Origin of the sequence: Pseudoalteromonas sp. H105 (assembly GCF_001469215.1) — a bacterium.
GTDB lineage: Bacteria > Pseudomonadota > Gammaproteobacteria > Enterobacterales > Alteromonadaceae > Pseudoalteromonas.
Genome location: NZ_LOFH01000006.1, coordinates 66,718 through 81,347, shown reverse-complemented (window position 1 = coordinate 81,347; position 14,630 = coordinate 66,718). Strand labels below are relative to the sequence as shown.

Below are 14,630 nucleotides of genomic sequence, written 5' to 3'. Positions count from 1 at the left end.
ACAAAAAGCGCCTATATGGCGCTTTCTATTACAGCGTTTCAGTACTTATGTTTTAACGTCCATAAATGCAGCAATTCATTAGCAATAGTCGCTGCTGCAATAGCGGTGAGTTCACTTTGATCATACGACGGCGACACTTCTACAACATCCATTCCCACCATATTTATACCTTTAAGCGCACGCAAAATTTTAAGCACTTTATCGCTTGTTAAACCACCACAAACAGGTGTGCCTGTGCCCGGAGCAAATGCTGGGTCTAAACAATCAATATCAAAGGTCACATACACAGGTAGCTCCCCCACCCGCGCAAAAATTTGCTCAGCAATGGTTTGCGCCGATAAATCATTTGCTGTCATGGCATCAATGACGGAAAATTCGTGCTTACTTTGATCAAAGTCAGTACGAATACCGATTTGAATACTGTGCTCTACATCTATAAGCCCTTCCATTGGCGCATGATAAAACATGGTCCCGTGGTCATAGCGTGAGCCATTGCTATAAGTATCTGTATGCGCATCAAAATGCACTAAAGCCATTTTGCCAAAGCGTTTAGCATGGGCCCGCAGTAAAGGCAACGTAACAAAGTGATCGCCACCTAACCCTAAAATCGTTTTACCTTGATTTAGGATACCCGTTGCAGCTTGTTCTAGCTTAGCTGTAAAGTACTCTGCATCACCTACAGGGTAAGTAAAATCCCCGGCGTCTGCGACTTTTAAACGCTCAAATAACGGGAACGCCCAAGGGTATTTAGTCTCTTCCCACGCTAAGTGCACTGACGCACGACGAATGGCATCTGGGCCTAAACGTGCACCAGGACGACCCGAAGTCGCCAAGTCAAACGGTAAACCAAACACCACCACATCCGCATGAATATCTGCAATATTTTGCACCATGGGCTGGCGTAAAAACGTCATGCCATTGGAGTACAGTGAGTGATCAGTATGATCAAACAAGGCCGTCATATTAAAGCTCTTCTAAATAAGTATAACCGTCTAAGCCTGCTTTTAATTCATCAAGCACACTTTGCTGCTCGCTCGCAGGTAATTTACTGGCCACCAGCTGCGCGTAAGAAGACTGAAAGCCTTCAACATCCAAGTGAACATAGCGCATCATATCTGCCACTGTGTCACCTTGGTTTATCTCTACTATACGGGCATCACCTTGCTCATCCATACTGATCATCGCACTGTGGGTATCACCAAATAAATTATGCATATCACCTAAAATTTCTTGGTAGGCACCCACTAAGAAGAAGCCCATTAAGTACGGTTTTTCAGCACTAAATTCTGGCACAGGTAATGTGCTTTCAATGCCTTGACCATCAACATAATGATCAAGTGCGCCGTCTGAGTCACAAGTTATATCAAGCAATACCGCGCGCTTTTTCGGCGCTTCGGTCAAACCACTTAATGGCAGTACCGGGAATACTTGATCAATTCCCCACGCATCAGGTAGTGACTGAAACAATGAAAAATTAACAAAAAACTTATCTGCTAATCGTGCATTAAGTTCATCAATAATAGGCCGGTGAAAACGGTTTTTATTGTCCATGTGTTTGTTAAGTTCATAACATACACGTAAGTTAATTTGCTCAGCCCACGCACGCTGAGTTAAATCTAATAACCCCATTGCAAATTGGTTATGCACCTCAGCTAAATCACCTTGGCTATCGTGATAAATCTCAATTAATGCACGGTCATCAGTAAGCACATGTAATTGCTGCCACGACTGCCACATATTTTTAAGTAATAAAGGCGCGTCATCATCCGGCGCTTCAATGTCTTCTGGTACGTAGCTTTCGGTACCAATCACGTTTGAAATAAGCACTGCATGGTGAGCCGTTAACGCACGCCCTGACTCAGAAATAATCGTCGGAAACGGTTGTTCATACTGCTTACAAATATCGCCTATGGTGTACACAATGTTATTTGCATATTCAGCTAGGCTGTAGTTCATTGAGTTATGTGATTGGCTTCGCGTTCCATCGTAGTCAACAGCCAAACCGCCACCGACATCTAAACACTCAATTTGTGCGCCTAATTTGCGCAGCTCACAGTAAAAACGCGCTGCTTCACTCACGCCCAAACGTACATCACGAATATTGGCCATTTGCGAGCCTAAGTGAAAATGTACTAACTGCACTAAATCAAGTTGGTCAGATTCTTTTAACTTGTTTACCACATGCAGTACTTGCGATGCAGATAAACCAAATTTAGATTTTTCACCCCCACTTGCTTGCCACTTACCTTTACCTTGCGATGCCAAACGCACACGGATACCAATACGCGGTTTCACATTCAGTTCTTTAGCTTGGCTAAGCACCATGTCCAGCTCAGATAGCTTTTCGAGTACGATGTAAACTTTATGGCCTAACTTTTCTCCAATCAGTGCTAAACGGACATATTCTTGGTCTTTATAACCATTACATACGATCACTGCGCTGGTTTTTTCAGCCATAGCTAAAACAGTTAATAGCTCAGGTTTACTGCCTGCTTCAAGGCCTAACTGTTTCTTTTCGATATTAGCTTGGCTTGCAACGATTTCTTCAACCACTTCACGTTGTTGATTTACCTTTATTGGATAAACTAATAAATAATCTTTAGGGTAACCATAACTTTCAATAGCAGTATTGAAAGCGGCGCATAAGCTGTGTACACGGTGATGCAAAATCTGCGGAAAACGAACGAGTGCAGGTAAGCTGAGCCCTTTGTCCTCTAATTGTTTTGCAATATCAATTAAAGCCACCGTTTGCTGTGGGGCATCAGCTTTGGGGGCAACATACACATCACCTTGATCATTAATGCCAAAAAATCCTTGGCTCCAATGACGAACATTGTAGCTCGTGCGAGCTTGTTCAAGTGATGTTGTATCTTTCATTTATCTTTCTCTCTTATTTAATGATGCCGAATTCAGTGTCGGCGAATTGGGCGCATTAAAAGAGAAAAAGACAGCTAAGTCCAACAAATATTTTTGCTCGTAACAAGCAGATTTTGTGATGCAGACTTTATTGAAAAGGAAATGAGATTATCGGGTGGATAAAAGCCTTTAAGCACCCGATAAAAAGCTAAATAGCATAAATCAGCATTTAAAACTATTGATTAAGACCCAACTCCATAAACAAACTTTGGGGGTTTTCACTGTAATTCCCAAAAGGACCACAACGCTGGAAACCTAAATTTTCATAGAGGTTGATTGACTTCGTTTGTTTTGGGCCGGTTTCTAATCGGATCAATGGAATTTGTTCTTCTCCTGCCTGATGCAAAAGAATTTGCATGATTCGCCGAGATAACCCTTTGCCACGGTAGCTCGGTTTAACATAGAGGCGCCTAATTTCACCATAAGGCGGAGTGTCTGACTTAGTTACTATGGCACCACACGCCACAATCCCATCTTCATTCTTAAGCCCTATGGCGTAGACATCAGGGTGACTTAGCTCTTCTAAGGTAAGTGACTGTGCTGTTGCAACGGGGTATAAGGAGCATATAAGTCGGTCGATATCGGCAAAAACATTAATCACATCCTGGTCATTGGGGTTTAAATCGACTAACTGCATTGAACATCTCAATTTTATATTAAAAATTTGTTGTGAAACTATACCGAATTGTAACAAATGAACAACCTTGTTCCGGCTATTTTTCACCAACTAACACATTTTGCTTATTTTCAATCGCTATTTCACTCAAATATTTGACGGTATTGGCTTACCTTTATTCATATTATTAAGCGAGGTTCTCAGACCTCAACCGTCGCTATTGTTGAATAATCAAAAAACTGTCTATGCTCTATCCCTGCTAAATTCGCATTCACTTTATTTGGATGCTTATGCTCTCGCCAATTGGCCACATTTCGCCCTACATTTAACTTAGGGAAATCAGCCGAGCCTGTCGTGGGTAAGCCGAGGAATTGTTTTAATGTTAAAAAGCTACCAGGATCACTGACATCAATCGATAAAAAATCATCACGGTTTTTAAAGTACTGAAATACAGCCTGTTGATGCACTTTATAATTGTCTGTAAGTGTTTCGACACAAGGCGCCTCAAACATTGGAAATGTGGTGTGAAAACTGCGTTTTAATACGGGGCTAAAGTGCCCTGTTTTTTGTTCTAAATGCGGCGCCATCTTTTCTAGCAACATAGAGATTGATGGCAGCCATTTAGCCAAATCACGGTTCAAGTACACAAACTTAGAGCCAGGAAATAAAAAATCGAGTTGTTTATAATCACTAAAACAAGGCGCATCTGAGATCGCATCCGCCACCTCAAACGCTTTTTTTGTAAAGGCAGTATGTGCAACAAGTAACCCTAATTCTAATAACGCGACACTGATGCTTGTAGTGCCCGTTCTTGGCAGGCCAATAATAAATATTTTAGACATTCTCAGCGCTCGACGTTAAAGGGACGACAGTATATAGCTAATTGTCGTTTAGATTCTACCTAGCCAGTCATTTTTGATTTATGCACTTATAAACACTTTGTTACCTAAAACTGCTGTTCAAAATAACTCAGCAATTTATACTGCGGCTATGATAAAAATAATCTGAGGAATGTACCGTGCAGTTTACCCAAGGTATGGAATACTTTTTTTCTGGTTTTAAATTGATTACACAAAAAGGATTAAAACGCTTTGTGTTTATTCCATTGTTAATCAATATTGTGCTTTTCGGTAGCTCGTTGTTTTTTCTTTACGGGTGGTTAACCGATGGCTTTACTTACTTAACTAATATGTTGCCAAGTTGGCTTAGCTGGTTAGAGTGGCTTATGTGGCCCATTGCTGTGTTAGTTATTTTATTTAGTTACAGTATGTTGTTTACTGTCATAACGAACTTTATCGCGGCACCATTTAATGGGTTACTGAGTGAAAAAGTGGAGATGCATTTAACGGGTCAAAAAATAAATGATGATGGCTTTGCAGATCTTGTGAAAGATGTCCCGCGCATGCTCGGACGAGAGTGGACCAAGCTTTGCTATTATTTACCCAGAGCCATTGGCTTTTTTATTTTATTATGGGTACTCCCTGTCGTTGGGCAAATTTTGTGGGTTTTGTTTACCTGCTGGATGTATGCTATCCAATATAAAGATTATGCATTTGATAATCATAAGATTTGCTTCTCTCAGATGAAACAAGATCTAAAACAAAAACAAGGGCTGTCATACGGATTTGGTCTTGCCGTTTTGTTACTTACTGCAATTCCTATCGTCAACTTGATTGTAATGCCTGTTGCGGTATGCGGTGCGACTCGTCTGTGGGTTGATAACTACCGACCTAATTACCGAGATTAAATTGGCCTCAGTATGAAAAAGCACAGTATTAGCTGTGCTTTTTACATTTTAAACTTACTTAACCTGAACTCTGGTTAAGAGATGTACTAATGTATTGATATTAAATCACAAATATATTTATTAGTCTCCAGCCGGAGACTTTTAGCGATAACAAGGCGAATTTACGCGTCAATAGCTAGCCTATTGCAAGTAAATTCAACGCAGTTAGCGTTGAAAGTAGCCGCTGGAGATAGATTTATTATCCAGAGTTCAGGTTACTTAACTATACAAACTCTGTGGAACTTTGGTGACATTCAGGTGCACTGTTATCTCTTCTCTATCATGATATAAATGCTTTGCTTGTAGTTCATAGCTAATACCGTATTTCTCCAGCTCTTCTCGTATCATGGTCAAGCATTCATAAACGCTATCAAAACGTTTTTTCATGGGTAGTTTTAAGTTAAAGATAAGCTCTTTAGCATACGCATTCACAGCCCAATCAATCATCAAGCTTGTTACTTTTGTTGGTTTTTCAACCATGTCACAGACTAACCATTGAATATTGCGCTTCTCAGGACGGTATTTAAAGCCATCGGCTCTAAAGTGCTTAACTTGGCCTGTTTCCATTAAATCATCGTTCATTGGGCCGTTATCAATAGCGCTGACAAACATGCCGCGACGCACTAGTTGATATGTCCAACCACCTGGACAGGCACCTAAATCTACGCCACGCATTCCTGCTTGTACCCGTGACTCAACTTCATTGGGTGGTATAAATACATTAAATGCTTCATCAAGCTTTAAAGTCGAACGGCTAGGCGCATCACTTGGCATACGCAAGCGCAAAATACCCATGAAGAATGGTGAATTATTGTAGCTGTATGAATGTCCAACGTAAGCTGTATTGTTAGTCAAAAACATCACATGCATAACTGGGCGGTTAGCTTTGGGCTCACGCAGTACGGTGCTTTGTTTTTCTAATGCTTTTTTGAGGGGTGTTGATATTTTTTTACAAAACGTTAAAAGCTCTTTCCCTTCATTGGTATCTGGTGTTTCTACCCGTAATTCTGAACACAAAGGAAAATCTGCTGCCGCGGCTTTAATTTCACCCACGCGGTCTTCTACAGGCATATTCTCAAGTAATGTGCCGGCAAACCACTGGCGTGCAAACACCATGTTTTTAAAGTCGACTTTTTTGATGATTTCGTCGCTGTGTGAAGCTTCAAAGCATTCATAAATTACATAACCCGTATTTGGCTTTGCTTTTACATAACCAGCAAAGCCTTGCTCGGCAGCATGAAACGTTATTTCAGCAGCGGCATCATTTTCAAAACCACTACGACAATAAATTACTACGCTTGACATAAAAACCCTTAAATTGCGCATTCTGCGCGATATTCTTTATTAAAATTTAAACCGTGCCACTTGCACTAAAATAATCAACCAACCAACAATAAAACACAGTCCGCCTAGGGGTGTAATGGGCCCTAGCCACTTCCAGCCTGTCATTGCAAGTAAATATAAACTCCCACTAAAGAGTAAGGTACCCGCGATAAAAAACCAGCCGGCGGCGTTTAAATTTAAGCCCCACTTTATTAAAATAGCCACAGCTATCAGTGCAAGGCCATGGACCATTTGATACTCAGCAGCGGTTTTAAACACGCCGATAGCATATTCAGAAACACGATTTTTTAAACCATGAGCAGCAAATGCGCCAAGTACCACTGACAACATACAAAACACGCTACCCGCCATAAGAAATAATTTGATCATAACGCTCTCCTTTATTTCAACTAACAATGGTGTTTAATAAATTTACTTGCGTGCTCTGCGGCTATCTGTAAATTTTGCTCAAGCGTCATACCACTTTTTTTACGCGGTTTTAAAGAATGGTCGCCATCTGTTAACCAGACAAACTCAGGACGTTTATCAAGCGTAAGTGCATCTAACTCTTCACGGGTACCAAATGTATCGCGCTCACCTTGGAGCACCAAAAACGGGCACAGTATTTGGCCAAAATGGTCAATACGTAACTTCTCGGGCTTACCCGGCGGATGAAATGGGTAACCAAATGCCAACACACCGTTAATCTTTTTATTTGTTTCACAGACCAGCATAGAGGCCATTCTTCCTCCCATTGACTTACCACCAATAAATAATGGCAATGTTGGCTCTGCTTGTTCAATTACGTGGGTAAAATAAGCAAGTAATTTGGGGGCTCGCTCAGGTGGTCTGCGCTTATTCGTTTGTTTTGCTATTTGCATATATTCAAAATCAAAAAGCCCAACATTAATACCCTGCTCAGCTAACAAACTGGCCATGTTTTGCATAAACTCAGAGTCACTGCCTGCGCCTGCACCATGAGCAAATATAAATTGTGCGTGAGCAGGTTCTTTCGCTTTTATCCATTGTATTGTCATTTTAAAACTCTTGTTCTTGCTCTACTAATCCTAGCATCCATTCTTTAAAGGAAACTATTTTACCCAGCTCTGATTGTGATTCACGGTTAACCAAGTAGTAGGCATTTTTACTTTCTAGGCTATGGCTAAAGGGGATCACCAAACGTCCGGCGTCAATATCTGGTTTTGCTAAAACACTATTACCAATTGCCACACCTTGACCATGGACGGCTGCCTGTAGAACCATAGATGAATGGCTGAATATAGGCCCTTGGTTCACGTGTACATTGCGAACACCGGCGGTTTTCATCCAGGTTTTCCAGTTTTTCCGCGTAGTATCATGCAACAATGTGTGATTAGCTAAATCGCTTGGTTGATCAAGAGGTTTAGACCCTGTTAGCAACATAGGGCTACATAAGGGCACCAGGTATTCGGTGTGTAGTTTATGTGTTTGCACTCCACTCCAATGACCACGGCCATAATAAATAGCCACATCAACATCATCAGAGAGCGAGTTCTCGTCTTGGTCTTGCGCCTTTATTCGTACATCAATCTCAGGGTGTAACTCATTAAATAAACTGAGTCTGGGCACTAACCACTGAATGGCAAAGCTAGGGGTTAAGCTTACGGTCAAAGAACCTTTTGCACCGCGAGCAAGTAGCTTTTCTGTGGCATCAATTAACTGCGTGAAAATTTCTTTTATATCTAAAAAGTAACCCTGCCCTTCCTCGGTCAATAACAACGAGCGGTTTTTACGCAAAAACAGTTTTAAACCAAGGTGTTCTTCAAGTGTTTTGATTTGATGGCTCACCGCGGCTTGAGTTACATAAAGCTCTTCAGCCGCTTTGGTAAAACTCAAATGACGGGCGGCGGCTTCAAATGCTTTGAGCGCATTTAATGGCGGGACACGTCGAGACATAGCAACTACTCTTAGAATTAGTTTTTCTTATGAGTAAGATTATATACACATGCTACGGATGTGTATATTCAAGACACAAAAAAAGCGACCTACGTCGCTTTTCATCTTATCCTTTGTGATTATAAGTCACTGGCACTGGTATCCAGCGGTGCGAAGCTTTTAATCAAATCATCAACCGCTTTCATTTGACTCAAGTAACCTTCTAACTTACTTAATGCTAGCGCACATGGGCCATCACATTTTGCTTCATTTGGGTTCGGGTGCGCTTCAATAAATAACCCCGCTAAACCAAGAGCCATTCCACTTCGTGCAAGTTCTGCTGCTTGAGCGCGGCGTCCATCAGCTGAATCTGCACGGCCACCTGGGCGTTGTAATGCATGGGTTGCGTCAAAAATGACCGGAGCCATTGGTTTCATGTCATCCATACCAAGCATATCAACAACCAGGTTATTATAACCAAAGCTTGAACCACGTTCACATAGCGCAACATTATTGTTACCCGCGTCATTAAATTTAGTAATGATATGGCGCATTTCGTGGGGGGCTAAAAATTGCGGTTTTTTAACATTGATCACGGCACCTGTTTTTGCCATTGCAACGACTAAGTCAGTTTGGCGAGCTAAGAATGCAGGTAACTGAATTACATCAACCACTTCAGCAACTGGGGCTGCTTGATGCGGCTCATGTATATCAGTGATAAGTGGTACATTAAAAGTCTTTTTTATCTCTTCAAATATCTTTAAACCCTCTTCCATACCTGGTCCGCGGTAAGAGTTGATTGACGAGCGATTAGCTTTATCAAATGAGGCCTTAAATACATAAGGAATATTAAGTTTTGTGGTAACTTCAACATAGTGCTCAGCGATACGCATTGCCAAATCGCGTGACTCAAGCACATTCATACCACCAAATAATACAAATGGCTTGTCGTTAGCCAGTTCAATGTCATTAATTTTTATTAAATGATTATTCATTTTCAATCCTTAAGGTGCAACAGCTTGCATCATTAATCCACAAATATACGCCATGTAAGTCCCCACACCATACCCCATTACTGCTAATAAAACGCCAACAGGTGCTAAGGATGGATGAAATGCCGATGCGACAACCGGCGCTGATGCTGCGCCACCTACATTAGCCTGCGAACCAACAGCCATATAAAATAGAGGGGCTTTAATTATTTTAGCTACAATAAGCATTAAGCTTGCGTGAGTGAGCATCCAAATCAACCCGATAACAAAATACATTGGTGACTCTAGGATAGCCGTAATATTCATGTGCAAACCAATTGACGCAACAAGAATATACAAAAAACTAGAAGCAACTTTTGAAGCGCCAAATGCCTCAATATGACGAACACGTGTGAATGATAAAGAAATGCCAATCGTGGTTGAGATGACAATCAACCAAAAGAATTTGCTATTAAGACTATACTCTTGCGCCCACGGGAAGTTAGCACCAAAATAAGGCCCTAAAAAGTCAGCACAAAAATGAGCCAATCCAGTGATACCAAACGCAATCGCGATTATCATCATGTAATCATTGAGGGTTGGCATGCGGGCATGTTCAGCATGGTACTTTTCCACACGTAATTTTAATTCTTCAATGGCGCTAGTGTCAGCCCCAGTTCTCGCATCGATTGCTTTGTGGTTAGCAGCCATCAACAGCAACACAGCCATCCATAGATTAGCAACAATCACATCAACGGTAACCATTGCAGAAAATATATCGCCGCCTACCTCAAACATCTCTTTCATGGATGCTTGGTTTGCACCGCCGCCAATCCAGCTGCCTGCAATCGTTGTCATACCACGCCACACGGCATCGGGCCCATGTCCCCCAACCGCTTCAGGATATACGGCACTCATAATTAAAATAGCTAAAGGTCCACCAATTACAATACCCACTGTCCCTGTTAAAAACATAATCAATGCCTTAGGTCCCAGATTAATAATGGCACGTAGGTCAATACTGATCGTTAACAAAATTAAACACGCAGGCAATAAATAACGTGAAGCGACGTAATAAACATTCGATGAATGTCCGTCAACAATACCAAAGGTATTAAGTAATGAAGGTAAAAAGTAGCATAACAATAACGCCGGGACATATTTGTAAAACTTCTTCAGCGAACCATTCTCACTGTGGGATGTTTTAAAAATAAAGCCAAGTATTATCGCCAATAAGCCAAATACAACGGCATCATTAGTGATTAATGCTGTATGGGTGTCAGCCATGTTAGTTCCTTTAAATTAGTGGTGAGTTATGTTGTTATCTTCGAGTTCTTCTATTTGGTGCTGAATAATCTCAATTGCTGGATCATCAGGGCATTCATCAATAAAAAACTGTAGATCATCTCGGGCCATTTTTGGACAATCTAATTGATTGAGTAAATATCCACGATCTCTGCGTTCATAAGGGTCGTTGCCAAGTAAATCCATCAATAACTCAACACATGTTAATGCGTGACCAAATTTATTTTCACTTATAAATGCCCACTTTTGCTGAGCCAAATAAAGTTTATATACATCATCACCAAAAATAAGTTCCAATGGCTCTTGCTCATCACCGTTTTCTTCACTTGCATTCTCAGGAATGATATACCAACTCTGTTGTCCACTGCTGGGCTCTAAAACATAGCCCTCCTCGTCACTAATAGCGACATGAACATTCACATCACTATTAGAGATGCAAACACTGGCATCATAATTAGCGTGACATAAAAGGTGGCATAATAAAATACCCAGCGTGGTAGGGGATCCGCTTCGCATTGATAATGTATAGCTGAAACTATTAAGTGTGTATTCAGGGACTTTTAAGCTCGATACGCTAAACATCCATTGAGTGTAAAACATATCTAATAGGGTATCTAGGCGTTCATGAATATCGTCTTGTTGCTGACAAACATCCATTACTAAGTTTTCAAACTCACTGAGCGTAGCAAAACCTTCACTTATCTTAGCTTGTGGATCCCATTGTGATTCTGCGCTTATACAGCGGTATAGGGAATCGGGTACAAATTCATCGTAAGGTTCATTTTGGTAGGTCTCATTTTCATCTTCAAACCAAGGAGCGGTCATCAATACTACAACATCTTTTATTAAAACTAGGGGTTAGTTTACCTAGTTTTTAAACCAGTTACCAACGTGAATATCGCTCAAAGGTATGAAGATTTACCTTTGAGCGGCATTATTAGATAATCAGCGCTGTTTTGGTTACAGCAAGCTTACCAATTAATGCAATGACAACGGTTGTTACAACCAAAAAAATGACTTTAACAATCATCGCTTTTTGTTTGCTCGCAATAATACCTAAGGCAATGTAAGCGACCACTAAAATGATTTTCTCAAGTAACCACATTTGTTCAAATGGATTCATCTTTGCCATAGCCATCACTGCAATGGCAGATATCAGTAAAAATGTGTCTGTGGCATGACTGCCAATAAAAACGATTTTATTTTTTGCAATTGAGCCACTGCCCATACGCGAAAATGAACGAACATAAAATAATATAATACTCAATACAGCGATTGCCATATGTGTGTGCTTTACTGCTAAATAATCCATGGTGTCCTATTTATCTCTTGTTAAAATGACGGCGTATATACCCAAACAAATTTAGTCTGGGTATAGTGCAAGAATCTTTTCTAAATCATCGATTTGATCGTTAAATACATCCACTAACTTAGGTTCAAAGTGTTTGCCCTTTTGAGAGTTTATTTCATTAACAACATCCTCTACTGACCACGCTTCTTTGTAGCAGCGTTTATGGCGTAATGCGTCATAAACGTCAGCCAAAGCAACAATACGACCAAAAATATGAATACGCTCACCTGATATACCTTGTGGATAGCCTGTACCATCCCATTTTTCATGGTGATCACGTGCTATTTCGGCACCGGCAGTTACAATGTCACGGTTTGAACCTTCGAGTATTTTATTTCCCTTTTGCGTATGGGTTTTCATTACTTCCCATTCTTCACTATTAAGCTTTCCTGGTTTATTCAAGATAGCGTCGGGGATACCTACCTTGCCCACATCATGCAGTGGTGATGCTAATCGAATCAGCTCCGCATCACGTTTTGATAAGCCGTATTTCAGTGCTAACAAGTTACAAATATGAGATACACGTTTAACGTGATTACCTGTTTCTGTAGAACGCTGCTCTAATGCTTCACTTAACCGATAGACAAGCTCTTGCTGAGTGGCTTCAATTTCAGCTTGTAGTTGTACATTTTCATACGCGAGCTGCACATTTTGCGAAAAAATTTCAATTAAATGGCGCTGTGTGTCTGTTAGGTATTGCGGTATACCTGAAATAAATAGCATTGAATTATGGTTATATTCACTGCAACAATAAGCAAACAAATAATTATCTTTATAAACGATTGTTTTACCTTGTAACGCCTGCTTACACGCTAGTAACTGCTCACTATCTAAAACCTCTTCAATCGCTTTACCTTCACTTCGTTCAAAGTCACCACTACCAGAAAAGACCACTAACTTTTTTCGATTATCCTCTGGATTGCTTGCAACTAAACTTGTTGCGTACATAGCTTTATCCACGGTCCCCAATAAAGACGTTAACTGCTGCATAACGCCTTCAATGAAGCTTTCTAGTGAATGCGCAGAAAAAATATCACGTGACGCTTTAATTATTTTTTCTAGGCCTTGACGAGATTGTTCAATTGACAAGATGTCGCGGTATGATCGTAAACTCGACATGACAACAGTAAATAACTTTTGCGCTGTTAACTCGGTTTTTGACTTGTAATCATTAATATCATAATTAACAATAACTTGCCTTTCAGGTGCTTGACCTGGCTGACCAGTACGTAGGATGATTCTGATGTGATTATTTTTTGCTGTTTCTCTAATATATTGCGCGACTTTAAGACCGGCATCATCCGTTTCCATTACGACATCAAGTAGTACAATGGCCGCGTCGGGATTAGCGTCAATAATATTTTTTGCTTCAGCGCCTGAATAAGCACTGATAAACTCCAAATGCTTGTCTTGGAACTCAAAGTCACTTAATGCAAGCTTTGTGACGGCGTGTACTTCTGGTTCGTCATCAACAATGACCACTTTCCATGTACCGCGAACCACATCATTGACTTCTTCATGCGCTTCATCTGAAAACAAAAAATCATCCATCATACTCGGTCCTTTTGGCCATTTGCATAGATTCTCAACAGTGCTGTTTTGGTTATTTTGGCCACTGAGCGAATGTTACACGATCGTTATCTGCTAAATCTTTAACTGTAAGTATATTTATATATGCCATTTGTGCAAAAAAACGATGCACTTTAATGCTTTGTTCAAAACCATGCTCTATCAAAAGATAGCCATCTGGCGATAAATAATCCCTTGCCTGAGTAATGATATGCTTTATGTCAGCCATACCATCATCTTCTGCTACCAAAGCAGAAAGCGGTTCAAAACGAACGTCGCCTTGACCGAGGTGCTCATCATCATGTTCAATATAAGGCGGATTACTCACGATGAGATCAAACTTTTGATTTTCAACTTCGCTAAACCAATTACTCTGTAAAAAATTAACGTGCTGTAAGCCTAGTCTTTGTTTGTTCAATGTTGATAATGCAACTGCTTCGGCTATTCGGTCAACCCCTGTTATTCGCCAATGGGGTTGTTCTGATGCTAATGCCAGCGCGATTGCCCCCGTGCCAGTGCCTAGATCAAGAACTGTCGCCTTATCGCAAAGCGGAAGTCCGAGTGCCGTTTCGACTAGCGTTTCGGTATCTGGACGAGGTATGAGTGTTGTAGCGTTAACCTGTAACGATAAACTCCAAAACTCTCTTGTGCCTGTGATATGCGCAACCGGCTCACCATTTAAACGCCGCTGACAATAGCTATCATATAACGCTTTTTGTTGTTCAGTTAATTGTTTTTCTGGCCAACTGAACAAGTAACTTCGTGGTTTATTTAGCACTTCAAGCAACAAAACTTGTGCATCAAGCTTAGCGCTGTCTGTGCTACTTTCCAAAAGCAAAGCTGCACTTTGAATGGCCGATTCAACCGTGTCTGCCACCG

Annotated in this window: 15 protein-coding genes; 1 reads left to right on the top strand and 14 read right to left on the bottom strand. The window is 40.8% G+C overall.

Translation table 11 applies throughout. From position 1 onward, the window contains the following. Window positions 1-38: 38 nt before the first annotated feature. From speB to ATS75_RS11540, 4 genes are all read right to left on the bottom strand, one after another. Window positions 39-962 carry an agmatinase gene (gene speB, locus ATS75_RS11555; protein ID WP_058560599.1) on the bottom strand — a complete coding sequence of 308 codons (924 nt, stop codon included), beginning with the start codon at window positions 960-962 and terminating at the stop codon, window positions 39-41. Window position 963: 1 nt separating this feature from the next. Next, window positions 964-2,877 carry a biosynthetic arginine decarboxylase gene (gene speA / locus ATS75_RS11550; protein ID WP_058560598.1) on the bottom strand — a complete coding sequence of 638 codons (1,914 nt, stop codon included), beginning with the start codon at window positions 2,875-2,877 and terminating at the stop codon, window positions 964-966. Between the two features lie 214 nt (window positions 2,878-3,091). Beyond that, complete coding sequence (locus ATS75_RS11545; protein WP_058560597.1) at window positions 3,092-3,553, bottom strand: GNAT family N-acetyltransferase; 462 nt, start codon at window positions 3,551-3,553, stop codon at window positions 3,092-3,094. Window positions 3,554-3,732: 179 nt separating this feature from the next. After that, window positions 3,733-4,374 carry a sulfotransferase gene (locus tag ATS75_RS11540; protein ID WP_058560596.1) on the bottom strand — a complete coding sequence of 214 codons (642 nt, stop codon included), beginning with the start codon at window positions 4,372-4,374 and terminating at the stop codon, window positions 3,733-3,735. A gap of 194 nt (window positions 4,375-4,568) precedes the next feature. Between ATS75_RS11540 and cysZ the strand changes: the two genes are divergently transcribed. Beyond that, window positions 4,569-5,279: a sulfate transporter CysZ gene (cysZ, locus tag ATS75_RS11535; RefSeq protein WP_414858286.1), complete on the top strand. Its 711-nt coding sequence runs from the start codon at window positions 4,569-4,571 to the stop codon at window positions 5,277-5,279. 258 nt (window positions 5,280-5,537) lie between these two features. On the opposite strand, the gene rlmM is transcribed toward cysZ, so the two are convergent. The 10 genes from rlmM to prmC form a co-directional block, all read right to left on the bottom strand. Further along, a complete protein-coding gene (rlmM, locus tag ATS75_RS11530; protein WP_058560594.1) occupies window positions 5,538-6,623 on the bottom strand; it encodes a 23S rRNA (cytidine(2498)-2'-O)-methyltransferase RlmM in 1,086 nt (361 codons plus the stop codon). A 39-nt stretch (window positions 6,624-6,662) separates the two neighbouring features. Next, window positions 6,663-7,031, bottom strand: coding sequence for a DUF423 domain-containing protein (locus ATS75_RS11525; protein ID WP_058560593.1), 369 nt, complete (start codon window positions 7,029-7,031; stop codon window positions 6,663-6,665). A gap of 20 nt (window positions 7,032-7,051) precedes the next feature. Continuing rightward, window positions 7,052-7,678, bottom strand: coding sequence for an alpha/beta family hydrolase (locus tag ATS75_RS11520; RefSeq protein ID WP_058560592.1), 627 nt, complete (start codon window positions 7,676-7,678; stop codon window positions 7,052-7,054). Between the two features lies 1 nt (window position 7,679). Next, window positions 7,680-8,576 carry a transcriptional regulator GcvA gene (locus ATS75_RS11515; RefSeq protein ID WP_058560591.1) on the bottom strand — a complete coding sequence of 299 codons (897 nt, stop codon included), beginning with the start codon at window positions 8,574-8,576 and terminating at the stop codon, window positions 7,680-7,682. Window positions 8,577-8,695: 119 nt separating this feature from the next. Continuing rightward, entirely contained in the window at window positions 8,696-9,550 is an 855-nt protein-coding gene (kdsA, locus tag ATS75_RS11510; RefSeq protein ID WP_058560590.1) for a 3-deoxy-8-phosphooctulonate synthase, read from the bottom strand. Between the two features lie 9 nt (window positions 9,551-9,559). Next, window positions 9,560-10,813 (bottom strand): DUF819 domain-containing protein, encoded by a 1,254-nt coding sequence (locus ATS75_RS11505; protein ID WP_058560589.1) that lies wholly within the window; start codon window positions 10,811-10,813, stop codon window positions 9,560-9,562. 15 nt (window positions 10,814-10,828) lie between these two features. Beyond that, a complete protein-coding gene (locus ATS75_RS11500) occupies window positions 10,829-11,656 on the bottom strand; it encodes a tetratricopeptide repeat protein (RefSeq protein WP_058560588.1) in 828 nt (275 codons plus the stop codon). A 112-nt stretch (window positions 11,657-11,768) separates the two neighbouring features. Next, complete coding sequence (locus ATS75_RS11495; protein WP_058560587.1) at window positions 11,769-12,143, bottom strand: SirB2 family protein; 375 nt, start codon at window positions 12,141-12,143, stop codon at window positions 11,769-11,771. 51 nt (window positions 12,144-12,194) lie between these two features. Next, window positions 12,195-13,736 carry a DUF3369 domain-containing protein gene (locus tag ATS75_RS11490; protein WP_235591173.1) on the bottom strand — a complete coding sequence of 514 codons (1,542 nt, stop codon included), beginning with the start codon at window positions 13,734-13,736 and terminating at the stop codon, window positions 12,195-12,197. A 49-nt stretch (window positions 13,737-13,785) separates the two neighbouring features. Beyond that, complete coding sequence (gene prmC / locus ATS75_RS11485) at window positions 13,786-14,628, bottom strand: peptide chain release factor N(5)-glutamine methyltransferase (protein WP_058560585.1); 843 nt, start codon at window positions 14,626-14,628, stop codon at window positions 13,786-13,788. Window positions 14,629-14,630: the final 2 nt, after the last annotated feature.

What these genes read in the sequence shown, in the direction of transcription:
- ATS75_RS11520 (WP_058560592.1), bottom strand. Translation starts at nt 7,678, where the DNA reads ATGACAATACAATGGATAAAAGCGAAAGAACCTGCTCACGCACAATTT.
- speB (WP_058560599.1), bottom strand. Translation starts at nt 962, where the DNA reads ATGACGGCCTTGTTTGATCATACTGATCACTCACTGTACTCCAATGGC.
- ATS75_RS11490 (WP_235591173.1), bottom strand. Translation starts at nt 13,736, where the DNA reads ATGATGGATGATTTTTTGTTTTCAGATGAAGCGCATGAAGAAGTCAAT.
- speA (WP_058560598.1), bottom strand. Translation starts at nt 2,877, where the DNA reads ATGAAAGATACAACATCACTTGAACAAGCTCGCACGAGCTACAATGTT.
- ATS75_RS11540 (WP_058560596.1), bottom strand. Translation starts at nt 4,374, where the DNA reads ATGTCTAAAATATTTATTATTGGCCTGCCAAGAACGGGCACTACAAGC.
- ATS75_RS11545 (WP_058560597.1), bottom strand. Translation starts at nt 3,553, where the DNA reads ATGCAGTTAGTCGATTTAAACCCCAATGACCAGGATGTGATTAATGTT.
- kdsA (WP_058560590.1), bottom strand. Translation starts at nt 9,550, where the DNA reads ATGAATAATCATTTAATAAAAATTAATGACATTGAACTGGCTAACGAC.
- ATS75_RS11525 (WP_058560593.1), bottom strand. Translation starts at nt 7,031, where the DNA reads ATGATCAAATTATTTCTTATGGCGGGTAGCGTGTTTTGTATGTTGTCA.
- ATS75_RS11495 (WP_058560587.1), bottom strand. Translation starts at nt 12,143, where the DNA reads ATGGATTATTTAGCAGTAAAGCACACACATATGGCAATCGCTGTATTG.
- ATS75_RS11515 (WP_058560591.1), bottom strand. Translation starts at nt 8,576, where the DNA reads ATGTCTCGACGTGTCCCGCCATTAAATGCGCTCAAAGCATTTGAAGCC.
- ATS75_RS11505 (WP_058560589.1), bottom strand. Translation starts at nt 10,813, where the DNA reads ATGGCTGACACCCATACAGCATTAATCACTAATGATGCCGTTGTATTT.
- cysZ (WP_414858286.1), top strand. Translation starts at nt 4,569, where the DNA reads ATGGAATACTTTTTTTCTGGTTTTAAATTGATTACACAAAAAGGATTA.
- ATS75_RS11500 (WP_058560588.1), bottom strand. Translation starts at nt 11,656, where the DNA reads ATGACCGCTCCTTGGTTTGAAGATGAAAATGAGACCTACCAAAATGAA.
- rlmM (WP_058560594.1), bottom strand. Translation starts at nt 6,623, where the DNA reads ATGTCAAGCGTAGTAATTTATTGTCGTAGTGGTTTTGAAAATGATGCC.